This window comes from Streptomyces sp. Go-475 (genome assembly GCF_003330845.1).
Classification (GTDB): Bacteria; Actinomycetota; Actinomycetes; order Streptomycetales; family Streptomycetaceae; genus Streptomyces.
This window is the reverse complement of record NZ_CP026121.1, coordinates 3,129,738-3,147,096: the sequence shown is the minus strand read 5'-3', so window position 1 is coordinate 3,147,096 and position 17,359 is coordinate 3,129,738. Positions and strand designations below refer to the sequence as shown.

18 protein-coding genes and 1 tRNA gene are annotated in these 17,359 nt (G+C 73.7%); 7 read left to right on the top strand and 12 right to left on the bottom strand.

Going from position 1 to position 17,359, the window contains the following annotated elements; genetic code table 11:
• The first annotated feature begins 11 nt into the window (after positions 1-11).
• Positions 12-506 (top strand): DUF3830 family protein, encoded by a 495-nt coding sequence (locus tag C1703_RS14380; RefSeq protein WP_198678168.1) that lies wholly within the window; start codon positions 12-14, stop codon positions 504-506.
• Here the strand turns inward: C1703_RS14380 and C1703_RS14375 are convergent.
• Positions 487-1,896: an amidase gene (locus C1703_RS14375; protein ID WP_114252938.1), complete on the bottom strand. Its 1,410-nt coding sequence runs from the start codon at positions 1,894-1,896 to the stop codon at positions 487-489. The genes C1703_RS14380 and C1703_RS14375 overlap by 20 nt on opposite strands.
• Positions 1,897-1,913: 17 nt before the next feature.
• A complete protein-coding gene (locus C1703_RS14370; protein ID WP_114252936.1) occupies positions 1,914-2,861 on the bottom strand; it encodes a D-2-hydroxyacid dehydrogenase in 948 nt (315 codons plus the stop codon).
• Between the two features lie 197 nt (positions 2,862-3,058).
• Here C1703_RS14370 and C1703_RS14365 point away from each other — a divergent pair, with 197 nt between their 5' ends.
• Together C1703_RS14365 and C1703_RS14360 are read left to right on the top strand one after the other, a co-directional pair.
• Entirely contained in the window at positions 3,059-3,874 is an 816-nt protein-coding gene (locus C1703_RS14365; protein WP_114252934.1) for an aspartate/glutamate racemase family protein, read from the top strand.
• The gene (locus C1703_RS14360) at positions 3,871-4,602 is read left to right on the top strand and encodes an aspartate/glutamate racemase family protein (RefSeq protein WP_114252932.1); all 732 of its coding nucleotides are present in this window, start codon (positions 3,871-3,873) and stop codon (positions 4,600-4,602) included. Before C1703_RS14365 ends, C1703_RS14360 begins: the two co-directional genes overlap by 4 nt.
• Positions 4,603-4,692: 90 nt before the next feature.
• Here the strand turns inward: C1703_RS14360 and C1703_RS14355 are convergent, their stop codons facing one another.
• Together C1703_RS14355 and C1703_RS14350 are read right to left on the bottom strand one after the other, a co-directional pair.
• Positions 4,693-4,962: a hypothetical protein gene (locus C1703_RS14355; RefSeq protein ID WP_114252930.1), complete on the bottom strand. Its 270-nt coding sequence runs from the start codon at positions 4,960-4,962 to the stop codon at positions 4,693-4,695.
• Positions 4,962-5,108, bottom strand: a complete 147-nt coding sequence (locus C1703_RS14350) for a hypothetical protein (protein ID WP_157993110.1) — start codon at positions 5,106-5,108, stop codon at positions 4,962-4,964. The genes C1703_RS14355 and C1703_RS14350 overlap by 1 nt, the downstream gene beginning before the upstream one ends.
• 311 nt (positions 5,109-5,419) lie before the next feature.
• Here C1703_RS14350 and C1703_RS14345 point away from each other — a divergent pair, with 311 nt between their 5' ends.
• Complete coding sequence (locus C1703_RS14345; RefSeq protein WP_114252925.1) at positions 5,420-5,689, top strand: hypothetical protein; 270 nt, start codon at positions 5,420-5,422, stop codon at positions 5,687-5,689.
• 94 nt (positions 5,690-5,783) lie between these two features.
• Positions 5,784-6,875, top strand: coding sequence for an LLM class flavin-dependent oxidoreductase (locus tag C1703_RS14340; protein WP_114252923.1), 1,092 nt, complete (start codon positions 5,784-5,786; stop codon positions 6,873-6,875).
• Here C1703_RS14340 and C1703_RS14335 read toward each other — a convergent pair.
• On the bottom strand, positions 6,851-8,710 hold the full coding sequence (locus C1703_RS14335; protein ID WP_114252921.1) for an EAL domain-containing protein: 1,860 nt from the start codon (positions 8,708-8,710) through the stop codon (positions 6,851-6,853). The genes C1703_RS14340 and C1703_RS14335 overlap by 25 nt on opposite strands.
• Positions 8,711-9,017: 307 nt before the next feature.
• On the opposite strand from C1703_RS14335, the gene C1703_RS14330 reads away from it, so the two are divergent.
• The gene (locus C1703_RS14330; protein ID WP_198678419.1) at positions 9,018-10,283 is read left to right on the top strand and encodes a M6 family metalloprotease domain-containing protein; all 1,266 of its coding nucleotides are present in this window, start codon (positions 9,018-9,020) and stop codon (positions 10,281-10,283) included.
• Between the two features lie 59 nt (positions 10,284-10,342).
• Here the strand turns inward: C1703_RS14330 and C1703_RS14325 are convergent.
• The 7 genes from C1703_RS14325 to C1703_RS14295 form a co-directional block, all read right to left on the bottom strand.
• A tRNA-Lys gene (locus C1703_RS14325) sits at positions 10,343-10,416 on the bottom strand.
• Positions 10,407-11,015 (bottom strand): bifunctional DNA primase/polymerase, encoded by a 609-nt coding sequence (locus C1703_RS14320; RefSeq protein ID WP_114252917.1) that lies wholly within the window; start codon positions 11,013-11,015, stop codon positions 10,407-10,409. Before C1703_RS14320 ends, C1703_RS14325 begins: the two co-directional genes overlap by 10 nt.
• A 123-nt stretch (positions 11,016-11,138) precedes the next feature.
• Positions 11,139-11,507 (bottom strand): hypothetical protein, encoded by a 369-nt coding sequence (locus C1703_RS14315; protein WP_114252915.1) that lies wholly within the window; start codon positions 11,505-11,507, stop codon positions 11,139-11,141.
• A 122-nt stretch (positions 11,508-11,629) separates the two neighbouring features.
• Complete coding sequence (locus C1703_RS14310) at positions 11,630-12,964, bottom strand: AAA family ATPase (protein WP_114252913.1); 1,335 nt, start codon at positions 12,962-12,964, stop codon at positions 11,630-11,632.
• Positions 12,961-14,553, bottom strand: a complete 1,593-nt coding sequence (locus C1703_RS14305) for a hypothetical protein (protein WP_114252911.1) — start codon at positions 14,551-14,553, stop codon at positions 12,961-12,963. The genes C1703_RS14310 and C1703_RS14305 overlap by 4 nt, the downstream gene beginning before the upstream one ends.
• The gene (locus C1703_RS14300; RefSeq protein WP_114252909.1) at positions 14,544-15,665 is read right to left on the bottom strand and encodes a hypothetical protein; all 1,122 of its coding nucleotides are present in this window, start codon (positions 15,663-15,665) and stop codon (positions 14,544-14,546) included. Before C1703_RS14300 ends, C1703_RS14305 begins: the two co-directional genes overlap by 10 nt.
• A complete protein-coding gene (locus tag C1703_RS14295; RefSeq protein ID WP_114252907.1) occupies positions 15,616-16,569 on the bottom strand; it encodes a phosphatase PAP2 family protein in 954 nt (317 codons plus the stop codon). The genes C1703_RS14300 and C1703_RS14295 overlap by 50 nt, the downstream gene beginning before the upstream one ends.
• A 190-nt stretch (positions 16,570-16,759) precedes the next feature.
• Here C1703_RS14295 and C1703_RS14290 point away from each other — a divergent pair, with 190 nt between their 5' ends.
• Positions 16,760-17,353: a histidine phosphatase family protein gene (locus C1703_RS14290; protein ID WP_114252905.1), complete on the top strand. Its 594-nt coding sequence runs from the start codon at positions 16,760-16,762 to the stop codon at positions 17,351-17,353.
• The last annotated feature ends 6 nt before the right edge of the window (positions 17,354-17,359 follow it).

The window sequence follows — 17,359 nt, the reverse complement described above, 5'->3', positions numbered from 1 at the left end:
CCATGGAGGGCATGGCTGATCGTTACATCGAAGTCTCGCTGGTCAAGCGCGACGTGACCTGCCGGGCCAGGCTGCTGGACGACCGCGCGCCGATCACCTGCGCGGCCGTCTGGGATTCCCTTCCGCTGGCCGGCGACGTCTACCACGCGAAGTACGCACGCAACGAGATCTACGCCCTTTTCCCGCCCTTCGCCGCAACCGAACCACCCCTGGAAAACCCGACCGTCACTCCCATTCCGGGCGATCTGTGCTATTTCACCTTCGCCGGTGCGGAGTTGGGGACCAAGTCCTACGGCTACGACCGCGAGGTCCGCGCCGGGACCACGCTCGTCGACCTGGCCCTGTTCTACGAGCGCAACAACCTGCTGCTGAACGGCGACGTCGGCTGGGTCCCCGGCATCGTCTGGGGCCAGGTCGTCGAAGGCCTCGACGCCATGGCCGAGGCCTGCAACGACCTGTGGCGGTCGGGAGCGGCGGGGGAGACGCTCAGCTTCCGGCGGGCGTAGGCCGCCCGGCCGTCGCCACCCCCGCCTCGTACAGCGCGTGCGCCGCCCGCAGCACCAGGTCGTCCCGGTGCCGGGCGGCCACGAGCTGCAGCCCGACCGGCAGTCCGTCGGCGTCCGCGCCGACGGGCACGCTCGCGGCGGGCTGCTGCGTCATGTTGAACGGGTAGGTGAACGGCGTCCAGCCCGTCCAGCGCCGGTGGCCGGATCCTTTCGGCACCTCGGTGCCCGCCTCGAACGCCGTGATGGGCAGGGTCGGCGTGACGAGCAGGTCGTAGGTGTCGTGGAAGCGGCCCATCCGGCGGCCCAGGTCCATCCGGACGTCCACCGCGGCCAGATACTCCAGCGCCGAGTAGCGGGCACCCTGTGTGCAGATCTCGCGCAGGCCCGGGTCCAGCACTTCGCGCTGCTTCGGTCCCAGGTGCTGCGTCACCCGGGCCGCCCCGCTGAACCACAGGGTGTGGAAGGCCTCCACCGGGTCGGTGAGGTCCGGGTCGGTCTCGGTGACGTACGCGCCGAGGTCCGCCAGCCGCTCCACCGCCCGCCGCACCGCCGTCGCGACCGCCGGCCGCACCGCCACCTGCCCGCCCAGCGACGGCGAGTACGCCACCCGCAGCCCGCGTACCCCGCCCGCCAGGCCCTCCGTGTACGCGCCGGGCGGCGGGGCGAGCGCCGACCAGTCACGCGAGTCCGGATGGCCGATGACGTCCATCAGCAGCGCCGCGTCCGCCGCGTCCCGCGTCATCGGCCCGACATGGGCCAGCGTGCCGAAGGCGCTCGCGGGGTAGAGCGGCACGCGCCCGTAGGTCGGCTTCAGCGCGAAGATGCCGCAGAACGCCGCCGGGATCCGCACACTGCCGCCGCCGTCCGTGCCCAGCGACAGCGGTCCCGCGCCGAGCGCCACGGCCGCCGCACTGCCCCCGCTCGACCCGCCCGCCGTGCGCGTGGGGTCCCACGGGTTGCGGGTCACACCGCTGAGCGGCGAGTCCGTCACGCCCTTCCAGCCGTACTCGGGCGTCGTCGTCTTGCCGAGGAACACCGCCCCGTGCTCCCGCAGCCGCGCCACGGACGGCGCGTCCTCGTCCCAGCGCCCGGCCGGATCCACGGCCTTCGACCCGCGCAGGGTCGGCGCCCCGCGCAGCAGCAGGATGTCCTTGACGGTGACCGGCACCCCGTCCAGCAGCCCCCGGGGCTCACCGCGCCGCCATCGCTCCTCCGACTCCCGGGCCCGGGCCAGCGCGTCCTCGGCGGTCAGCCGGACGAAGGCGTTCACCTCCGGCTGGATCGCCTCGGCCCGCTCCAGCGCCGCCCGCGTGGCCTCCACGGGACTCCACTCGCCCTCGCGGTAGCCGTCGAGGAGCCGTACGGCGGTCAGCTCGGTGAGCTCGGTCATCCACCCTCCCAGGAACGTCAGTGGCCCGGTACATACCCACGCTGTTTGTCGACCACGTTCACCAGCGGCTTGCCGGCCTCCCACAGCTCGTACAGTTCCACGAACTGCGCGCCGAGGTCGTCCCGCCAGCCGATCGTGTCGCCGCTCATGTGGGGCGACACGATCAGGCCCGGGAGCCGCCACAACGGGCTGTCGGGGGTCAGGGGTTCGTCGGCGAAGACGTCCAGCGCGGCGCCCGCGATCCAGCGCTTGGTCAGGGCGTCGGCGAGGTCGTCCTCGACGACGAGCTGGCCCCGGCCGATGTTCACGAAGCGGGCGGACGGCTGCATCACGCCGAAGCGGCGGGCGTCGAACATGCCGTGCGTCTGCTCGGTGAGCGGCGCGGCCGCGATCACCCAGTCGGCGCGCGCCAGCAGCCGGTCCAGGTTTTCCGGGCCGTGCACGCCGGGGCGCGGGGCGCGGCCCACGAGCGCGGTCGTGACGCCCAGCGCCTCGAGCGTGCCGGCGATCGCCCGGCCGATCGGTCCGGAACCGACCACCACGGCCCGGGTCCCGGCGACCTTGTGCGACTCGCGGTGCCGCCAGGTCCGCTCCCGCTGCAGTTCCAGCGTGCGCGGCAGGTCCTTGGCCATCGCCAGCACGAGCGCGGCGACGTACTCGGCGATCGGCTGGTCGAAGATGCCCCGCGCGTTCGTCACCACCGTGTCGGAGGCGGCGAGTTCCGGACACATGAGGTGGTCCACGCCGGCGCTCGCCGTGTGCACCCAGCGCGGCCGGGGGCCCTCGCCCGGCCAGGCGTCCCGCACGGCGCGCGAGGTGAAGTCCCACACCAGCAGTACATCCGCGCGCGGGAGATGCTCCGCGAGCCCCGCCGCATCGGTGTGTTCGACACGGGCGCGGCCGGTGAGGTGACCGAGGCGGGGGAGGGGTTCGGCGTCCAGAACGAGCAGGGTGGGGGTGGGCATGAGCAGCCGTTTCTCCAGCCGTGCGGCGGGGGCGGCCGGCCTTCGGGAGGCGGCCGGTGACGACGAGTTAACACGGTGTTGACCAAGGAATGATCCGGGCGGATTGACCACGCTCGCACCCGAACCTACCGTCGTCAACACGGGCGTTCCCACGATCCGTTGCACACTCGTTGCCCAGCGTGAGGCCGGTGCCTGCCATGGACGTCTCATTTCTCGGCGGGCCCAGCCCGCAGCGCGGGGTCGGCGTCGTCGCCCCCTTCGACTTCGCACTCGACCGCGAACTGTGGCGCTGGGTGCCGGACGGGGTCTCCCTGCACATGACACGCACGCCGTACGTGCCGGTCGAGGTCAGTCTCGACCTCGCCCGCCTGGTCAGCGAGCACGAGACGCTGAGCGAGGCGGTCCGCACGCTCAACGCGATCGCCCCCGAGGTCATCGCCTACGCCTGCACGTCGGGCAGCTTCGTCGGCGGCGTCATGGGCGAGCGGGCGATGTGCGAGGCGATGAGCCGGGCCGGTGCCGTCCCGGCGATCACCACCTCCGGCGCCCTGCTGGAAGCCCTGGTGGAGCTGGACGTCCGGCGGGTCGCGCTGGTCACGCCGTACACGGTCTCGGTCACGCAGGCCCTGGAGGCCTACGTCGCCCAGGCCGGCGTCGCGATCTCCGGCTGCGCCTTCATGGGCCTGACCCGGCACATCTGGAAGGTGCCCTACCGGGAGGTCGTGGACATGGCCCGCCAGGCCGTCCGCGGCGACGCCGACGCGCTGTTCATCAGCTGCACCAACCTGCCCACCTACGACGTGATCCCCCAGTTGGAGGCGGAGCTGCGCATCCCGGTGATCTCGGCCAACCAAGTGACGATGTGGGCGGCGCTGCGCCGACTGGGTACCCGTGCCGTGGGGCCGTATCAAGCGCTGATCAATCCGGCGGCGCGGTCCGGCCCCGTACCGCCGGGGGCGGACCCCGGTCCCGTCGTGCCGGAAGAAGAGCAGCAGCAGGAAGGCTGGACATGACAGCACTGGGATTCCTCTACCCGGGCCACTCCGCCGAGGACGACTATCCGCGCATCGAGCAGTTGCTGGGCAGCGACATCCGGGTGGACCTGGTGCACACCGACATCGGTGAGGACGCGCACCGGGTGGACGCGCTGCTGGAGATGGGCGCGGCCGGGCGGCTCGCGGCCGGCGTCCAGGAGCTGCGGCACGCCGGCGCGGACGCCGTGGTGTGGGCCTGCACGAGCGGCAGCTTCGTCTACGGCTGGGACGGCGCGCAGGAACAGGTGCGCGCGCTGGCCCAGACGGCGGGCATGCCGGCCTCCTCGACGTCCTTCGCGTTCGTGCACGCGGTACGGGAGCTGGGGGTGCGGCGGGTCGCGATCGGGGCGACGTACCCGGAGGACGTGGCGCAGCTCTTCGCGCAGTTCCTCCGCGCGGACGGCGTCGACGTCGTGTCGGTCAGCAGCTCCGGCATCATCACGGCGGCCGAGGTCGGCACCTGGGGCGAGGCGGAACTCCTCGAACTGGCCCGGAACTCCGACCACCCCGACGCCGAGGCCCTCCTCCTGCCCGACACGGCCCTGCACACGGCCGCGCACATCCCGGCCCTGGAGAAGGAACTCGGCAAGCCGGTCCTCACCGCCAACCAGGTCACGGTCTGGGAGGCCCTGCGCCTGGCCGACCGCCGGGTCAACGCACCGGAACTGGGGGCGCTGTTCACCCGGGAGCCGATCATCCAGGCGTGAGCCCCGCGTTTCGGTGAGGCGGCCTCATACGCTCCGTCGCCTCCCTGTGACGCGGCCTCATGCCCTCCGTCGCCTCTCCGTGAGGCGGCCTCATGCCCTCCGCTCGGGCGGCGGGGGCGGTGGATGCGGCGGCGGCGGGACGGCGGGCCGTTCCCGGCGCCGCCGGGACAGGACGGAGGGGAAGCCGAAGCCGACGACCGCGCCCGTGGCGGCCCCGACCGCCGCGGCCAGGAGGAGGTCCCAGCCGAAACCGGAGTCGAGCAGGCGCCCCGGCGCGGCGACCACGGCCCCGAAGGCGCCCACCGCCCAGGCACCGCGCCGACGGTCACGCCGGCCGGTCCCGCGCGTCCGCCCGCTCATCAGTCCCTCACGCGGCGCCACCGCAGCACCCACAGCGCGACCCAGGCGACCAGAGCGAGGGCGAAGGCCCCGGTCGCTGCCAGCCGGACCGCCGTCCACGCCGCTCCGCTCGGGTCCCCGACGGCCTCGACGGCATTCAGGCTCACCGCGACCGCGCATGTCACCCGCAGGCATCTCCCCGCACGCCGCGTCATGAAGTCCAAGGCGTCCTCCCGGCAGCCGATCGAAGGGGCCCGTGCCCTCGAACGGGCCTGCCATGCGGGCCGGAATCGGTCCTACCGCTTATTCGGGGCAAAGTGGGGCACATGCGCTCCCGTACTCCACCGGAAGCTGAGGAATGCTCAACTCCGCCGCATCACGCGGCCCTTGAGTTGACCGAAAGCGCGTTCCCCGTCCGGTGTCCATCGCGTGCACACTGGCCACGTCCGCAGCCAGTCGTGCCGTGAAGGATTCCCCGATGGCCGCACCGGGCCCGTTCAGATCCCCCGCAAGCGCTGTCCAGCTCTCCGCCCGTCTGCTGTGCTGGAGCCTGGCCGCGGCCATGATCAGCGCCGCCGCGGATGCCTTCGTCCATCCCCGGGTCGGCTGGTGGGGTGTCGTGTGGACCCTGCCGTGGTGGCTCTTCGGCGCGACCGCCCTCGCCTGGATCGTCCTGCGGGCTCGCGAGAAGACCGACTCCCCGCCCCCGCCCGACTGCGCCCGGAGCGACTGGGAGCAGGCCGCCTGACCGCCCCGGGGCGTAGCTGCCGGGAATAACCGGAGACAGTCCCCTGTTAGAGCCGGGACGACAGCACACGGCCCACAGCAGGAGGCACCCCACCGTGGCGGCAGACGAGATACGCGGCGCAGCACAGGGCAGCGCCCCCGTCCCCCTCTCCGTACTGGACCTGGTCACCGTAGGGGCCGGCCGCACCGCCACCGACGCGCTGCGCACCAGCGTCGACCTGGCCCGTCTCGCGGAGCGGCGCGGCTTCCACCGCTACTGGGTCGCCGAGCACCACTCCATGCCGGGCGTGGCCTCCTCGTCCCCGGCCGTGATCCTCGCCCACCTCGCCGCCCACACCGACCGCATCCGCCTCGGCTCTGGCGGCGTGATGCTGCCCAACCACGCCCCGCTGGTGATCGCCGAGCAGTTCGGGACGCTGGAGGCGATGGCCCCGGGCCGGATCGACCTCGGCCTCGGCCGCGCGCCGGGCACCGACGGCGCCACGGCCGCCGCCCTGCGCCGCACCGACCGGCTGGGCGAAGGCGCCGACGACTTCCCCGAGCAACTCGCCGAGCTGACCCGCTTCCTCGACGACGACTTCCCCGACGGGCATCCCTACCGCCGCATCCACGCCGTCCCCGGCCCGGTCCAGGCCACGTCCCGCGGCGGCGTCCAGTCCCCGCACCGCCCGCCGCTCTGGCTGCTCGGCTCCTCCGGCTTCAGCGCCCGCCTGGCCGGGGCGCTCGGCCTGCCGTTCGCCTTCGCCCACCACTTCTCGGCGCGGAACACCATCCCGGCCCTGGACCTGTACCGCGAGTCCTTCCAGCCGTCCGCCGTGCTCGACCGGCCGTACGCCCTGATCGGCGTCTCCGCGCTCGCCGCCGACGAGGAGAAGGAGGCCCGCCGCCAGGTGCTGGCCGCCGCCCTCAGCATGGTCCGGCTGCGCACCGGCCGCCCCGGCCTCGTGCCCACCCCGGAGGAGGCGGAGGCCTACGAGTTCAGCCCGATGGAGCGCGACTTCGTCGACTCCTGGAACGCCAACGTCATCCACGGCACCCCGGACGAGGTCCGCTCCGGCCTGGACGACCTCGCCAAGCGCACCGGCGCCGACGAGTTGATGATCACGGCCAACGCGCACGGCGGAGACGTCCGCGTGCGCTCCTACGAACTCATCGCCGACGCCTACGGGTTGCCGACGCCCGCCTGAACGCCCGGCGTGCCCAGCAGCTCGGAGATGCGATCCGGCGGCACCGGACGGGAGTACAGCCAGCCCTGTCCGGTGTCGCAGCCGATGCTCCGCAGCCGCGTGGCCTGGGCCGAGGTCTCCACGCACTCCGCGGTGACCGTCAGGCCCAGCCGGTGGGCCAGCTGGATCATCGCCTCGACGACGACCTCGTCGGCCGGGTTCGCCCGGGCGGCCGCCTCCCGGTCGTCGTACTGGAAGCCCCGCACGAAGGACCCGTCCAGCTTCAGCACCGACACCGGCAGCCGGCTCAGGTACGCCAGGTTCGAGTAGCCCGTGCCGAAGTCGTCGATGGCGATGCGGACACCCATCTCGCTGAGGGCCTTCAGCGCCTGCAGCGGACGGCCCGCCGAGCCCATCACCGCCGACTCCGTCAGCTCCAGTTGCAGCAGGTGCGGGGCGAGGCCCGTCTCGGCCAGGGTCTCGGCCACGTCCGCGACCAGGTCGGAGTCCCACACCTGACGGACCGCCACGTTCACGCTCACGAAGATCGGCGGCCCGTCGGGGTGGTCCAGCTGCCAGCGGCGGGCCTGCCGGCAGGCCGTGCGCAGCACCCAGCGGCCCAGCGGAACGATCGAACCGTCCTCCTCCGCGAGTCCGATGAACCGATTCGGCGTGAGGACGCCGAACTGCGGATGGTTCCAGCGGACGAGCGCCTCGACCCCGTGCAGCCGGTCGTCCTCCATGCCGACCAGCGGCTGGTACTCCAGCTGGAACTCGCCCCGGTCGATGGCCGGGCGGAGCGTGGAGGCGAGGGCCTGGCGGGTCATGCGGTGGGCGTTGCGCTCCGGGTCGAACAGCGTCCAGCGGGCCTTGCCGTCGGCCTTCGCCCAGTACAGGGTCGTGTCCGCGGCCTGCATCAGGGCGGTCGGGCTCGTCCCGGCCGCGTGCCGTTCGACGACACCGATCGACGCCGACACCGACAGCCGCTGGCCCAGGATGTCGAACGGGTCCTGGATCGCCCGCAGCGCCGACTCGGCCAGCTCGGCCAGTTGTTCGGTGCCGGTGGAGTCCTCGACGAGCAGCGCGAACTCGTCACCGCCGAGCCGGGCCACCAGCGGGATGCTGGGCCGGGAGTGGCCGGCCTCCTCCGCGCAGCGCGTGAGCCGCTCGGCGACGGCGGCCAGCAGCCGGTCGCCGACGCGGTGGCCGAGGGTGTCGTTGATGGCCTTGAAGCCGTCCAGGTCCAGGTAGCACAGCCCGATCCGGCCCGTGCCGCTCTGCTCGTACGCCTCCGCCTCCAGCGCGGCCGAAAGGCGTTCGAAGAACAGCGTGCGGTTGGGCAGCCGGGTCACCGGGTCGTGCATCTGCAAGTGCCGCAGCCGGGCCTGGAGTTCCCGGCGGGCGCTGATGTCGGCGACCGACAGCAGCACGCCCCCGTCCTCGGCGGGCAGCGGCGCGACCGTCACCTGCACCCACAGCGAGTGCCCGTCGGGGTGCTTCAGCCGGCGCGTGCAGCGCAGCCGGGACTGCCGGCCGCGCAGCACCTCGCGGTAGGCGTGCCAGGTGCGGGCGTCGGAGCCGAGGTCGACCAGGTCGGCGGCGACGGATCCGGCGAGGGAGTCCGGGCTGCCGCCGAGCAGCGCGGCGAGCGAGTCGTTGGCGCTGACGACGAGGCCCTCGCGGTCGACGACGGCCATGGCGAGCGGGGCGGTCGTGAAGACGGAGCGGTAGGGCGGCTGCGGCCGGGGATCGGTACGGGGAGGCGTATCAATCTCACTCTCTGTGACGATCGGCCGGTCGAGGTCTGCCGCGGGCGCCGGCCCTTCGGAGGTTCCGCTCACCGCTCGCTCCCGCATGTATTCGATCTCTGTCCGTGCAGGAAAGGTCAGGAAAGTGTGCCGATCATAGAGGCTGGCTCCAGGGGCTTCCAGCCGGTGTCCAGTCTTCCCGGCCAGTCCGCGCTTCTGCCAGATCGTTTCTGCTCGCACCTGGACGTCCTCTTCAGGCCCCCGACCAGTTGTGACGTTCCGTGAGTGCTTCGGGGGTGTCGGCTTCCGCGAATTTTCGGCTTTCTCACCCAACTGGTGCAGGCAAACAGGGCGCGGTATGACAAATCACCACAGGCTGGGTGCGGTGTCCCGCGAACCGTACCCGGAGGTCTCCGTGCCGCGTCCGTTCCCGCGCGCCCGACTGCGCAGCACCGCGGCCGTGTTCACCACCATGTCGGCGCTCGCCGCCACCTCCCTCGGCACCGGCCCCTCGGCCGCCGAGGCCGACTCGGCCGCGCCCTGCGCCCTGACCCGCACCGACGCCCACCACTCGGAGGGCCTGGACACCTGGAACGCCGCCTATCCGCGCCCGGCCCGGGCCCTGGACGCGGTCATGGTCTTCCTGTCCTTCCCGGACGCCCATCCGCTGACCACGCCGCAGGAGCTGACCGCCGACCACTTCCCGGCCACCACCCGCTTCTTCGAGCGCGCCTCCTACGGCCGCTTCACACTGCGCCCGCACCCGCTGAGGCACTGGATCCAGATGCCCCGGCCGTCCACCGCGTACGACATACAGCGCGACTGGAGCCCCGAGCACCGGGCCGCCTACCTGCGCGACGCGCTCGCCGTGGCCGACCCGCGGGTGGACTTCTCGCGCTACGACGTCGTGTACTTCGTCGCCGACCCGGACGCGCCGGGCGTGGACTCCGACGCGACGAAGGTCGTGAACCTCACGAGCCCGATGCGGGCCGACGGCACCGACCTGCGCCGGGTCGTCACGGTGTTCGAGCAGCATCCGCCGGACCGGCTCGTCCTCGCCCATGAGACCGGGCACGTCTTCGACCTGCCCGACCTCTACCACCGGCCCGCCGACGGCAAGGGCGACTGGGACACGCACGTCGGTGACTGGGACCTGATGGGCAGCCAGTTCGGACTGGCGCCGGATCTGTTCGGCTGGCACAAGTGGAAGCTGGGCTGGCTGGATCCGCGGCAGGTGCGGTGTGTGCAGGACGCCGGTCCCGCCCGGCTGACGCTGGAGCCGCTGGCCGCGGGGCCGGGGGTGCCGGTGGCGGGCGCCGCCGGGGCGCCGGCCTTCGGGCTCGGGCGGGGCACGAAGCTCGCCGTCGTGCGGACGGGCCGCGACAGTGTGCTCGCCTTCGAGGCGCGGGGGCCGGTGGGCAACGACGCGGCGGCGTGCCGGCAGGGGGTGCTCGTGTACCGGGTGCGGGGCGGGGCGCAGTCCGGGGGCGGGCCGATCGAGGTGATCGACGCCCACCCGCGCACCGAGGCCTGCTGGGAGGACTCGGTCTACCCACCCCTCGCGGACGCGCCGATCGCCCTCGGGGAGAGCTTCACGGTGCCGGGGGAGGCGGTACGGGTGGAGGTGGAAGGGCGCACGGCTTCGGGGGCCTGGACGATCAAGATCATGGTGGCCCGTTGAAGGGCTTCCGGGCATGCGAAAGGGCACCTCGCTCCCGCGAGGTGCCCTTCCACCGTCTGTGCGCCGCCAGGGACTCGAACCCCGGACCCGCTGATTAAGAGTCAGCTGCTCTAACCAACTGAGCTAGCGGCGCCTGCTGACGTCGTAGACCTTAGCACCCTGGTCCGGAGGAGGAAAAATCGATATCCGCACGGCCGAGCGGGCCGCCCGCACGGCCGCCCACAGCAGGACCTCGGGGCCCGGCAGCCAGGGCTGACGGGTGTCCGGCGCGACGAGCCAGCGGGCGGTGGAGCGGGCGGGGGTGAGGGGGGAGGCGCCCTGTGTGGGGGCCGGGACGGTCACCGCGTCGCCGGTGCCGTGGCACAGCAGCGGGGGTACGGCGTCCGTGCGGCGGCTCTCCCGGGCGTCCCCGCCCCGCGTGCCCCACTCCTCCCACTCCAGCAGCGCCGGCAGCCGCTGGGCCGTGCCCGGGGCGGCGAACAGCAGCATCCTGCCGCGGAGCTCCGCGACCGGGCCCGAGCCGGGGCCGTCGTCCCACAGCCGGTCCAGCATCCGGCGCCCGAACAGGGCCGGTGCGCTGACCACGTCGAAGACCGACCCGCAGGGCAGCACGACCGGGGCGTCCGGCCGCTCCTCCCAGAGGGCGAGCGTGCTTCGCGGATACGTTCCTGCCGAGGCGAGCCAGGCGGCTCCGTCGGGGGTGACGTGGGAGGCGTTCCATGCGCTGCTCATGGCATCCAGGTGTACCCGCCGTGAGGGCGCGGTTCCCGAGGGTTGCCGGAAATCGGGACAGGAGGGGGTGGGGGCGGGTATCTTGCCCGCCTGGCATATGCCAGGTGATCGGTGCGGCCCGTCTCACACCGGGTCGCCGGGCTCCCGGCCCTCGGTGCCGCCCCGCAGCAGGTCCCGCCCGAACTCGACCATCTTCTTGGCGTAGTCCTCGGTCCACTCGGCCCGCTCGGCGATGTCCGCCGTCGTCAGCCGGTCGAACCGCCGCGGATCGGCCAGCTGGGCCGCGGCCATCGCCTGGAACTCCACCGCCCGGTCCGCCGCCGCCCGGAAGGCCAGCGTCAGCTCGGTCGCCCGGGCCAGCAGCGCCCGCGGGTCGTCGATCGACTCGAGGTCGAAGAAGTGCTCAGGGTCGGAGGCCGCCTCCGCGGGCTCGAAGAGCAGGGGCGCGGGGCGTAGCCGCGGTTCGTTCCGACGCGGCGTGGGCTCCGCCATGTCTTCTCCTCCTCGTACGTCGCGCTGACCCTCCAGGTGGAACGGGCCACCGTCCATTGTCTCGCGGGTGCGCAAGTGGGCATCGCGGTGGTGGACACGGCCGCTCCACCACCCCGCGTTCGCTATGGCCGCCAGGCCACCCGGTGTTCCGCGAGATGCGCCAGCACCGCGTGGTTGGCCTCCCAGCCGTCCGGGAACTTCACCACCGTCCCCAGCTGCACCGGCTCCGTCGACGGATAGTCGTCCAGGAGGTCGGTCACGCCCGCCCGGCAGACCACGACGCAGGCGTGTCGGTGGCGGGAGGCCAGGACGCAGAGGCGGCCCGTCTCCAGGTGGAACGCGGTCGCGTCGGGGCGGCCGGAGAGGGGGTGCAGGACCACCGTCACGTCGTACTCGCGCCCCTGCAGCCGGTTCGCCGTGTCCACGACCACGTCGGTGACGCCGAGGTCGGCGAGGGCCGTCCGGACCGCCGCCGCCTGGTCCCGGTGGGCCGTGCCGACCGCGATCCGGTCGGCGGTCAGGGGCGAGGGGTCGGGCGAGCGTTCCGAGGTCGCCGCGCCGCCGCGGTCCAGCATGCGGCGGACGACCGTCGCCACCGCCCGTACCGCCTCCGGGTCCGTGCGCGGGGTGTGCCGGGCGGGCAGCTCCAGCAGGCCCCAGCCCGACGCGGCCGCCTCGTCGATCACCCGGTCGGGGCCCGAGCCGTCCGACGGCACGGCGAAGGACAGGGCGCGGTCGCCGTGGCCGGTGCCGCTGCGGAACGGCGTGTAGGGGTAGAAGGCGTCCGAGACCAGGGGCGCCGCGGAGGCCGGGAGCCGCCAGGAGACCGGCAGGCGGTGCTGCGGCAGGTCAGGGTTGTGCGCGAGCAGGGTCGTCACCGCCGAGGCCGACGGGTCGTAGGAGAGGCCCGCCCACTGCTCGCTGCCCACGATCGCGAAGGGGTCGAGCTGCCCCGGGTCGCCCACGAACAGCGCCCGCTCGAACAGCCCGGCCACCGCGAGCAGCGCGTCCGAGCGCATCTGGTACGCCTCGTCGACGATGGCGTGCCGCCACGGCTCGTCGACCTTGACGTGCGCCCACTTCGCGGCGGTCGAGATCACCACGGCCATCCCGGCGAGGTCCGCCGCCTTGGCCGACTTGCGTACGTTCTCCAGGCCGTCGAGCGCCTTGTCGTACGGGTCGGCGTCACTGCTGTGCAGGCGCCCCACCGGCAGCTCGGGGTTCTTCTCGGCGAGCCGCAGGACGAGGTCGTCGACCTGGGCGTTGGTCTGCGCGACCACCATCAGCGGGTGACCGGCCTCCGCCAGTTCCAGCGCCGCGCGGACCACCAGCGTGGACTTGCCGGCGCCGGGCGGGGAGTCGACGACCACACCGCGCGCCGTGCCGTGGAGGGTGTCGTGGAGGATCGCGTCGGTGGCCTGGGCCGCGGCGGCCGAGGGGTCGAACACCGTGGTCACAGGACATCCTCCTCGGTCACCGGGTCGGCGGCCTCCAGGGTCGCCTCGCCGGGCGGCCCGCCGTGCGTCCACGGCGTCTCCTCCGGGTCGGGCAGCTTCGCGCCGCCCCGCTGCTCGTGCTCGAAGAGCGTGAAGCAGACCCGGTCGCCCTTCTCCGGCACCGAGCCCGGCTCGGGCTCCTTGCCGCGGCCCATCTTGTCGAGGATCCGCAGCACGACGTACGCGCCGTCCTCCTCGTCCGTGACGAACTCCGCCGACTGCGGCTTCCCGCCCAGCGAGCGGTACACCTTCGTCCGCTCCCCGAGATGCGGCCGGTCGTCCGTACGGACCGTGACCAGGGGGCGCGGGCTGGGCCGCTTGCCCTCGCTGTACGCCATCACGACGTCGGTGACCTCGCCCGCGAACGCCTCCCCGGCCAGCCGCCGGCCGGCCATCACCAGCGGGTCGTCGAGGGCCTCCTGCGCCTCCAGCCGGGCCTGTTCGCGCTCGCGCGTCGCGAGCTTGTTCGCCGCGGTGACGGCGTCGTCGCGGCGCGGCTGCGGGGGCTCGCCCGCCAGGACCCGGTCGCGGTGGCCGGTGAACGACCAGCGGTCGCGGGTCCACCGCTCCTCGACGTGGGCTCCCTCGGGCAGCTCCCGCAGCAGGTCCAGGCCCCGCCAGACCGCGTCCCAGGTGGGCCGGGTGCGGCTCAGCACCAGATCGCGGATCTCCCGCTCGGCAGCGGTCAGCGCACCCAGCCGGTCGTCGGCCTCCAGGCCGTCCTCGGCGGCGGCGAGGGCCGTGCGGGCGCGGTCGTAGCGCTCGATGGCCGGGGCGAGGAGCTTGTTGTCGAAGGCCGGATCGGTGGCCGGACCGGCCGGGGGACAGATCAGCTGCCCCTGGGCGTCCCGCTCCAGCTCGGCCTTCAGCGCGGCCTCGGCGCCGGTCATGCCCCCGGGCGGGTCGATCCAGGCGAGCAGCGCCCCCAGGTGCTGGTCCTCCAGCGTGGACTGCCCGGTCGCCCAGTGCCGGCCGAGGACGTCGGTCATCGCCAGCAGCAGCGAGGAGCCGGGCACCCGGGCCCGCTCCCCGAAGTGCGTCAGCCACCGCCCGAGCAGCGGCACCCGCGGCGGCGCCGGGTACGGGGCCTCCGGGTCCTGCTCGGCCGTCCGCCGGAACCGCATCGACCGCCCGAGCAGCCGCACCAGGTCGATGCCCGCCCGGCTCGGCACGATCAGCTGCGGCGCGTCCGCGCACAGGTCGACCTCGACCTTGACCCGCTTGCCGGTCTCCGGGTCGGTCTCGGTGCGCTCGGCGGCCTCGACGACCTCCGCGTACGCGTCGACGTAGGGCAGCACCACGTCGGCCAGGTCGGCCAGGAACGCGAACCTGAGGTCGCGGTCGCGGGGCTGCGGGACGACCAGCAGGCGCGGCGCGTCCCGCTCGGTGCCGACCAGCGCGCCGAGCGGGGCACCGGCCTCACCGGCGGTGATCAGCGGCACGAACACCAGGGGACGGTCGCCCAGGTGCCGGTGCCGGACGGTGGCGGCGGGCTGGGCGCGGCCCGTGCTGACCGCTTCGAGGCGGGCCAGGGTGGAGATCAGCGACACGCCGCCTCCAGGGCCTCGGCGCGCAGGGCCGCCGCGCGGCGCAGGGCCGCCACCGCCGGGTCGGCGGGGTCGCCCGCCTCACCGCGGGCGGCCGCGAGGACCTCCTCGACGGTTGTCAGGCCGCCCAGTTCCGCCCGCAGCGGGCGGCCGAGCGAGGTCACGGCGCCCGTCTCGCGGGACCGGGTCCGGCAGTGGAAGGCCAACTCGCACGCGGACAGGCACTCGGGCGCGTACGTCGCCGGGACCGACTCCACGGCGGCCGTCAGTTCCTCGGCGGGCAGCTCGGGCGAGAAGCACGTGCCCTCGGGGAGCGCGTCGGCGATGTCCTCGATGCGGGTCAGCCGGGCCAGCTGGCGGGCCGTCACCGCGCGCTGCTTGCGGATGTCCACGGCGGACGCGGCCGGCTGGTTGGAGAAGTCCCGGGGGCAGACCAGCAGGATCCGGTGCCGCACGCGCGGGGCCGGGTCCAGCCGGGCCGCGAGCTCCTCCAGCGCCAGCACGTACACCGCCGCCTGCCGGGCCGCCGCCCCCACCTTCGCCGGGTCCGCCGAACCGTCCAGCAGCGGGAACGACTTGATCTCCACCACCGTCCAGCCGCCGTCCGGATGCACCACCACCGCGTCCGGCTCCAGGAACGCGGGGGAGCCCGCGACGTCCAGCGCCAGCATCGGGTGGTCGAGCAGCGTCCACGCGCCCGGGTGCGCCGAGGCCTCGCGCAGCTCCAGCGCCGTACGGGCCGTGCGCCCCTGGGGGCCGGTCGCGGTCAGGTCGGGCACGCGCGCGTCGGCGGGTGGTTCGGCCGAGCGGTCCAGCTTCTCGTGCACCAGCCGCAGCAGCTCCGCGCCGCCGTCGGCCTTGACCTTCGCCTCGAACGCGTTGCCCCGCGTGAGCGCGAACTGCGACTGGCCGAAGGCCGACGGCGAACCCAGCGCGCTCGCCAGGGCCGTCTTGTTCACCCCGGCGCCGTCGAGGATCGCGCGCCGCGCGCAACCGGGGTTGGCGGCCAGGGCCGCCAGGGCGCGCGCGTCCAGTGCCTTCGGGGGTACGTCGGGGCCGCGCAGCTCAGCGAGCCGGTGCCGGAGCGCCGTCCCCCGCGTCCTTGGGGGAGGCACCCGGCTCGGCTCCCGCTCCGAGCCGCGGCTCGCGCTGCCGTGGAATTCGCTCACCCGCGGAAGTCTGGCATCCGGCACTGACAATCGGGGAACCTGCGCCGGAAGAGTCCGCCGCGACCGGCGTGACACGCGGCAGGAGCTGTGCCCTGACCCGGTCCGACGTCCGCATCACGACCGGCGCCAGCAGCAGTCCGACGCCCATGACGGCCGCGCCCGCGACGGCGTCGAGGAAGTAGTGGTTGGCGGTGCCCATGACCACGATCGTCGTGATCAGCGGGTAGGCGACACCGGCCGCCTTCGCCGTGCGCGTGCCGCCGTAGCGCCACAGCATCACTCCGCACCACAGGGCCCAGCCCACGTGCAGACTCGGCATGGCCGCGTACTGGTTGGTCATGCCCCCCATGCCGCGCGGCGCGCTCGCCGCGCCGCCCCACCAGCCGTAGGAGCTGTACTGGGCCATCGTGTCGACGAAGCCGTGGCTCGCGTCGAGGAGCCGGGGCGGGCAGGTCGGCAGCAGGGTGAAACCGATCAGGCCGATGAGGGTGGACGTCATCAGCCACGTCCGCGCGGCGCGGTAGCGCACGGCCCGGGAGCGGAAGAGCCAGACGAGGATCGCCGGCGTGACCAGGTAGTGCAGGGACGCGTACCAGAAGTCCGCCGGTATGCCTATCCAGGCCTCGCGCGTGAAGAGGCGGTTGAGCGGGTGCTCGAAGTTGAGGTACAGGGCCTTCTCGAAGCGCAGGAGCGCCAGACCGTGGTCGACCGCACCGGAGACGTCGCCCCGGGCGAGGAGCCGGCCCGCCGTGTAGCACGCGTACACCAGCAGGATCAGCGGCAGCTCGGTCCACCAGCGCAGCCTGCGCGCGGGGGCCGCCTCGGTGCCCGGTGTCTCGGTGTGCGGCATCCGATCGCCTCCCCCTTCGTCGTCACGCGGCGCCCGGCCGTCCGGTCGTGCCACTTTACGGCGTACGTGCGCGCCCAGGGGGCGCTCTCCGGACCTCAAAGACGCAGAGATCGCCCCCCGGGTTGCCCGGGAACAGGGTGCGCGATGATGGGGGAGTTCCGCTTGCGTTTTTCTTCCGGAAAGGTTCCCCATGGCTGCGCGCATCCTGCTGGCCCGCCACGGACAGACCGAGTGGTCCCTGTCCGGCAAGCACACGGGCAGGACCGACGTGCCGCTTCTGGAGGAGGGCCGGCGCGGCGCCAAGCTGCTCGGCGAGCGCCTGCACCGGGCGCCCTACGACGGCCTGCCCGGCGTCGAGGTGCGCACCAGCCCGCTGGCACGCGCGCGTGAGACGTGCGAACTGGCCGGTTTCGGGGACCGCGCGCGTGCCTGGGACGCGTTGCTGGAGTGGGACTACGGCGCGTACGAGGGCATGACGCCGGCGGACATCCAGGCCGTCCGGCCCGGCTGGCTGATCTGGCGCGACGGCGTCCCCGAGGGCGAGACGCTCGCCGAGGTGACGGCCCGGGCGGACGAGGTCGTCTCCTGGGCCCGCTCCGAGGACCGCGACGTCCTGATCTTCGCCCACGGCCACATCCTGCGCTCCATCGGCGCGCGCTGGCTGGGCCTGCCGCTCGACTTCGCGGCCCGGATACGGCTGAACCCGACGTCCCTGTCGGTGCTCGGCTGGGCCTACGGGGAGCCGGCGATCGAGAGCTGGAACGACCTGGGGCACCTGGCCTAGGTACGC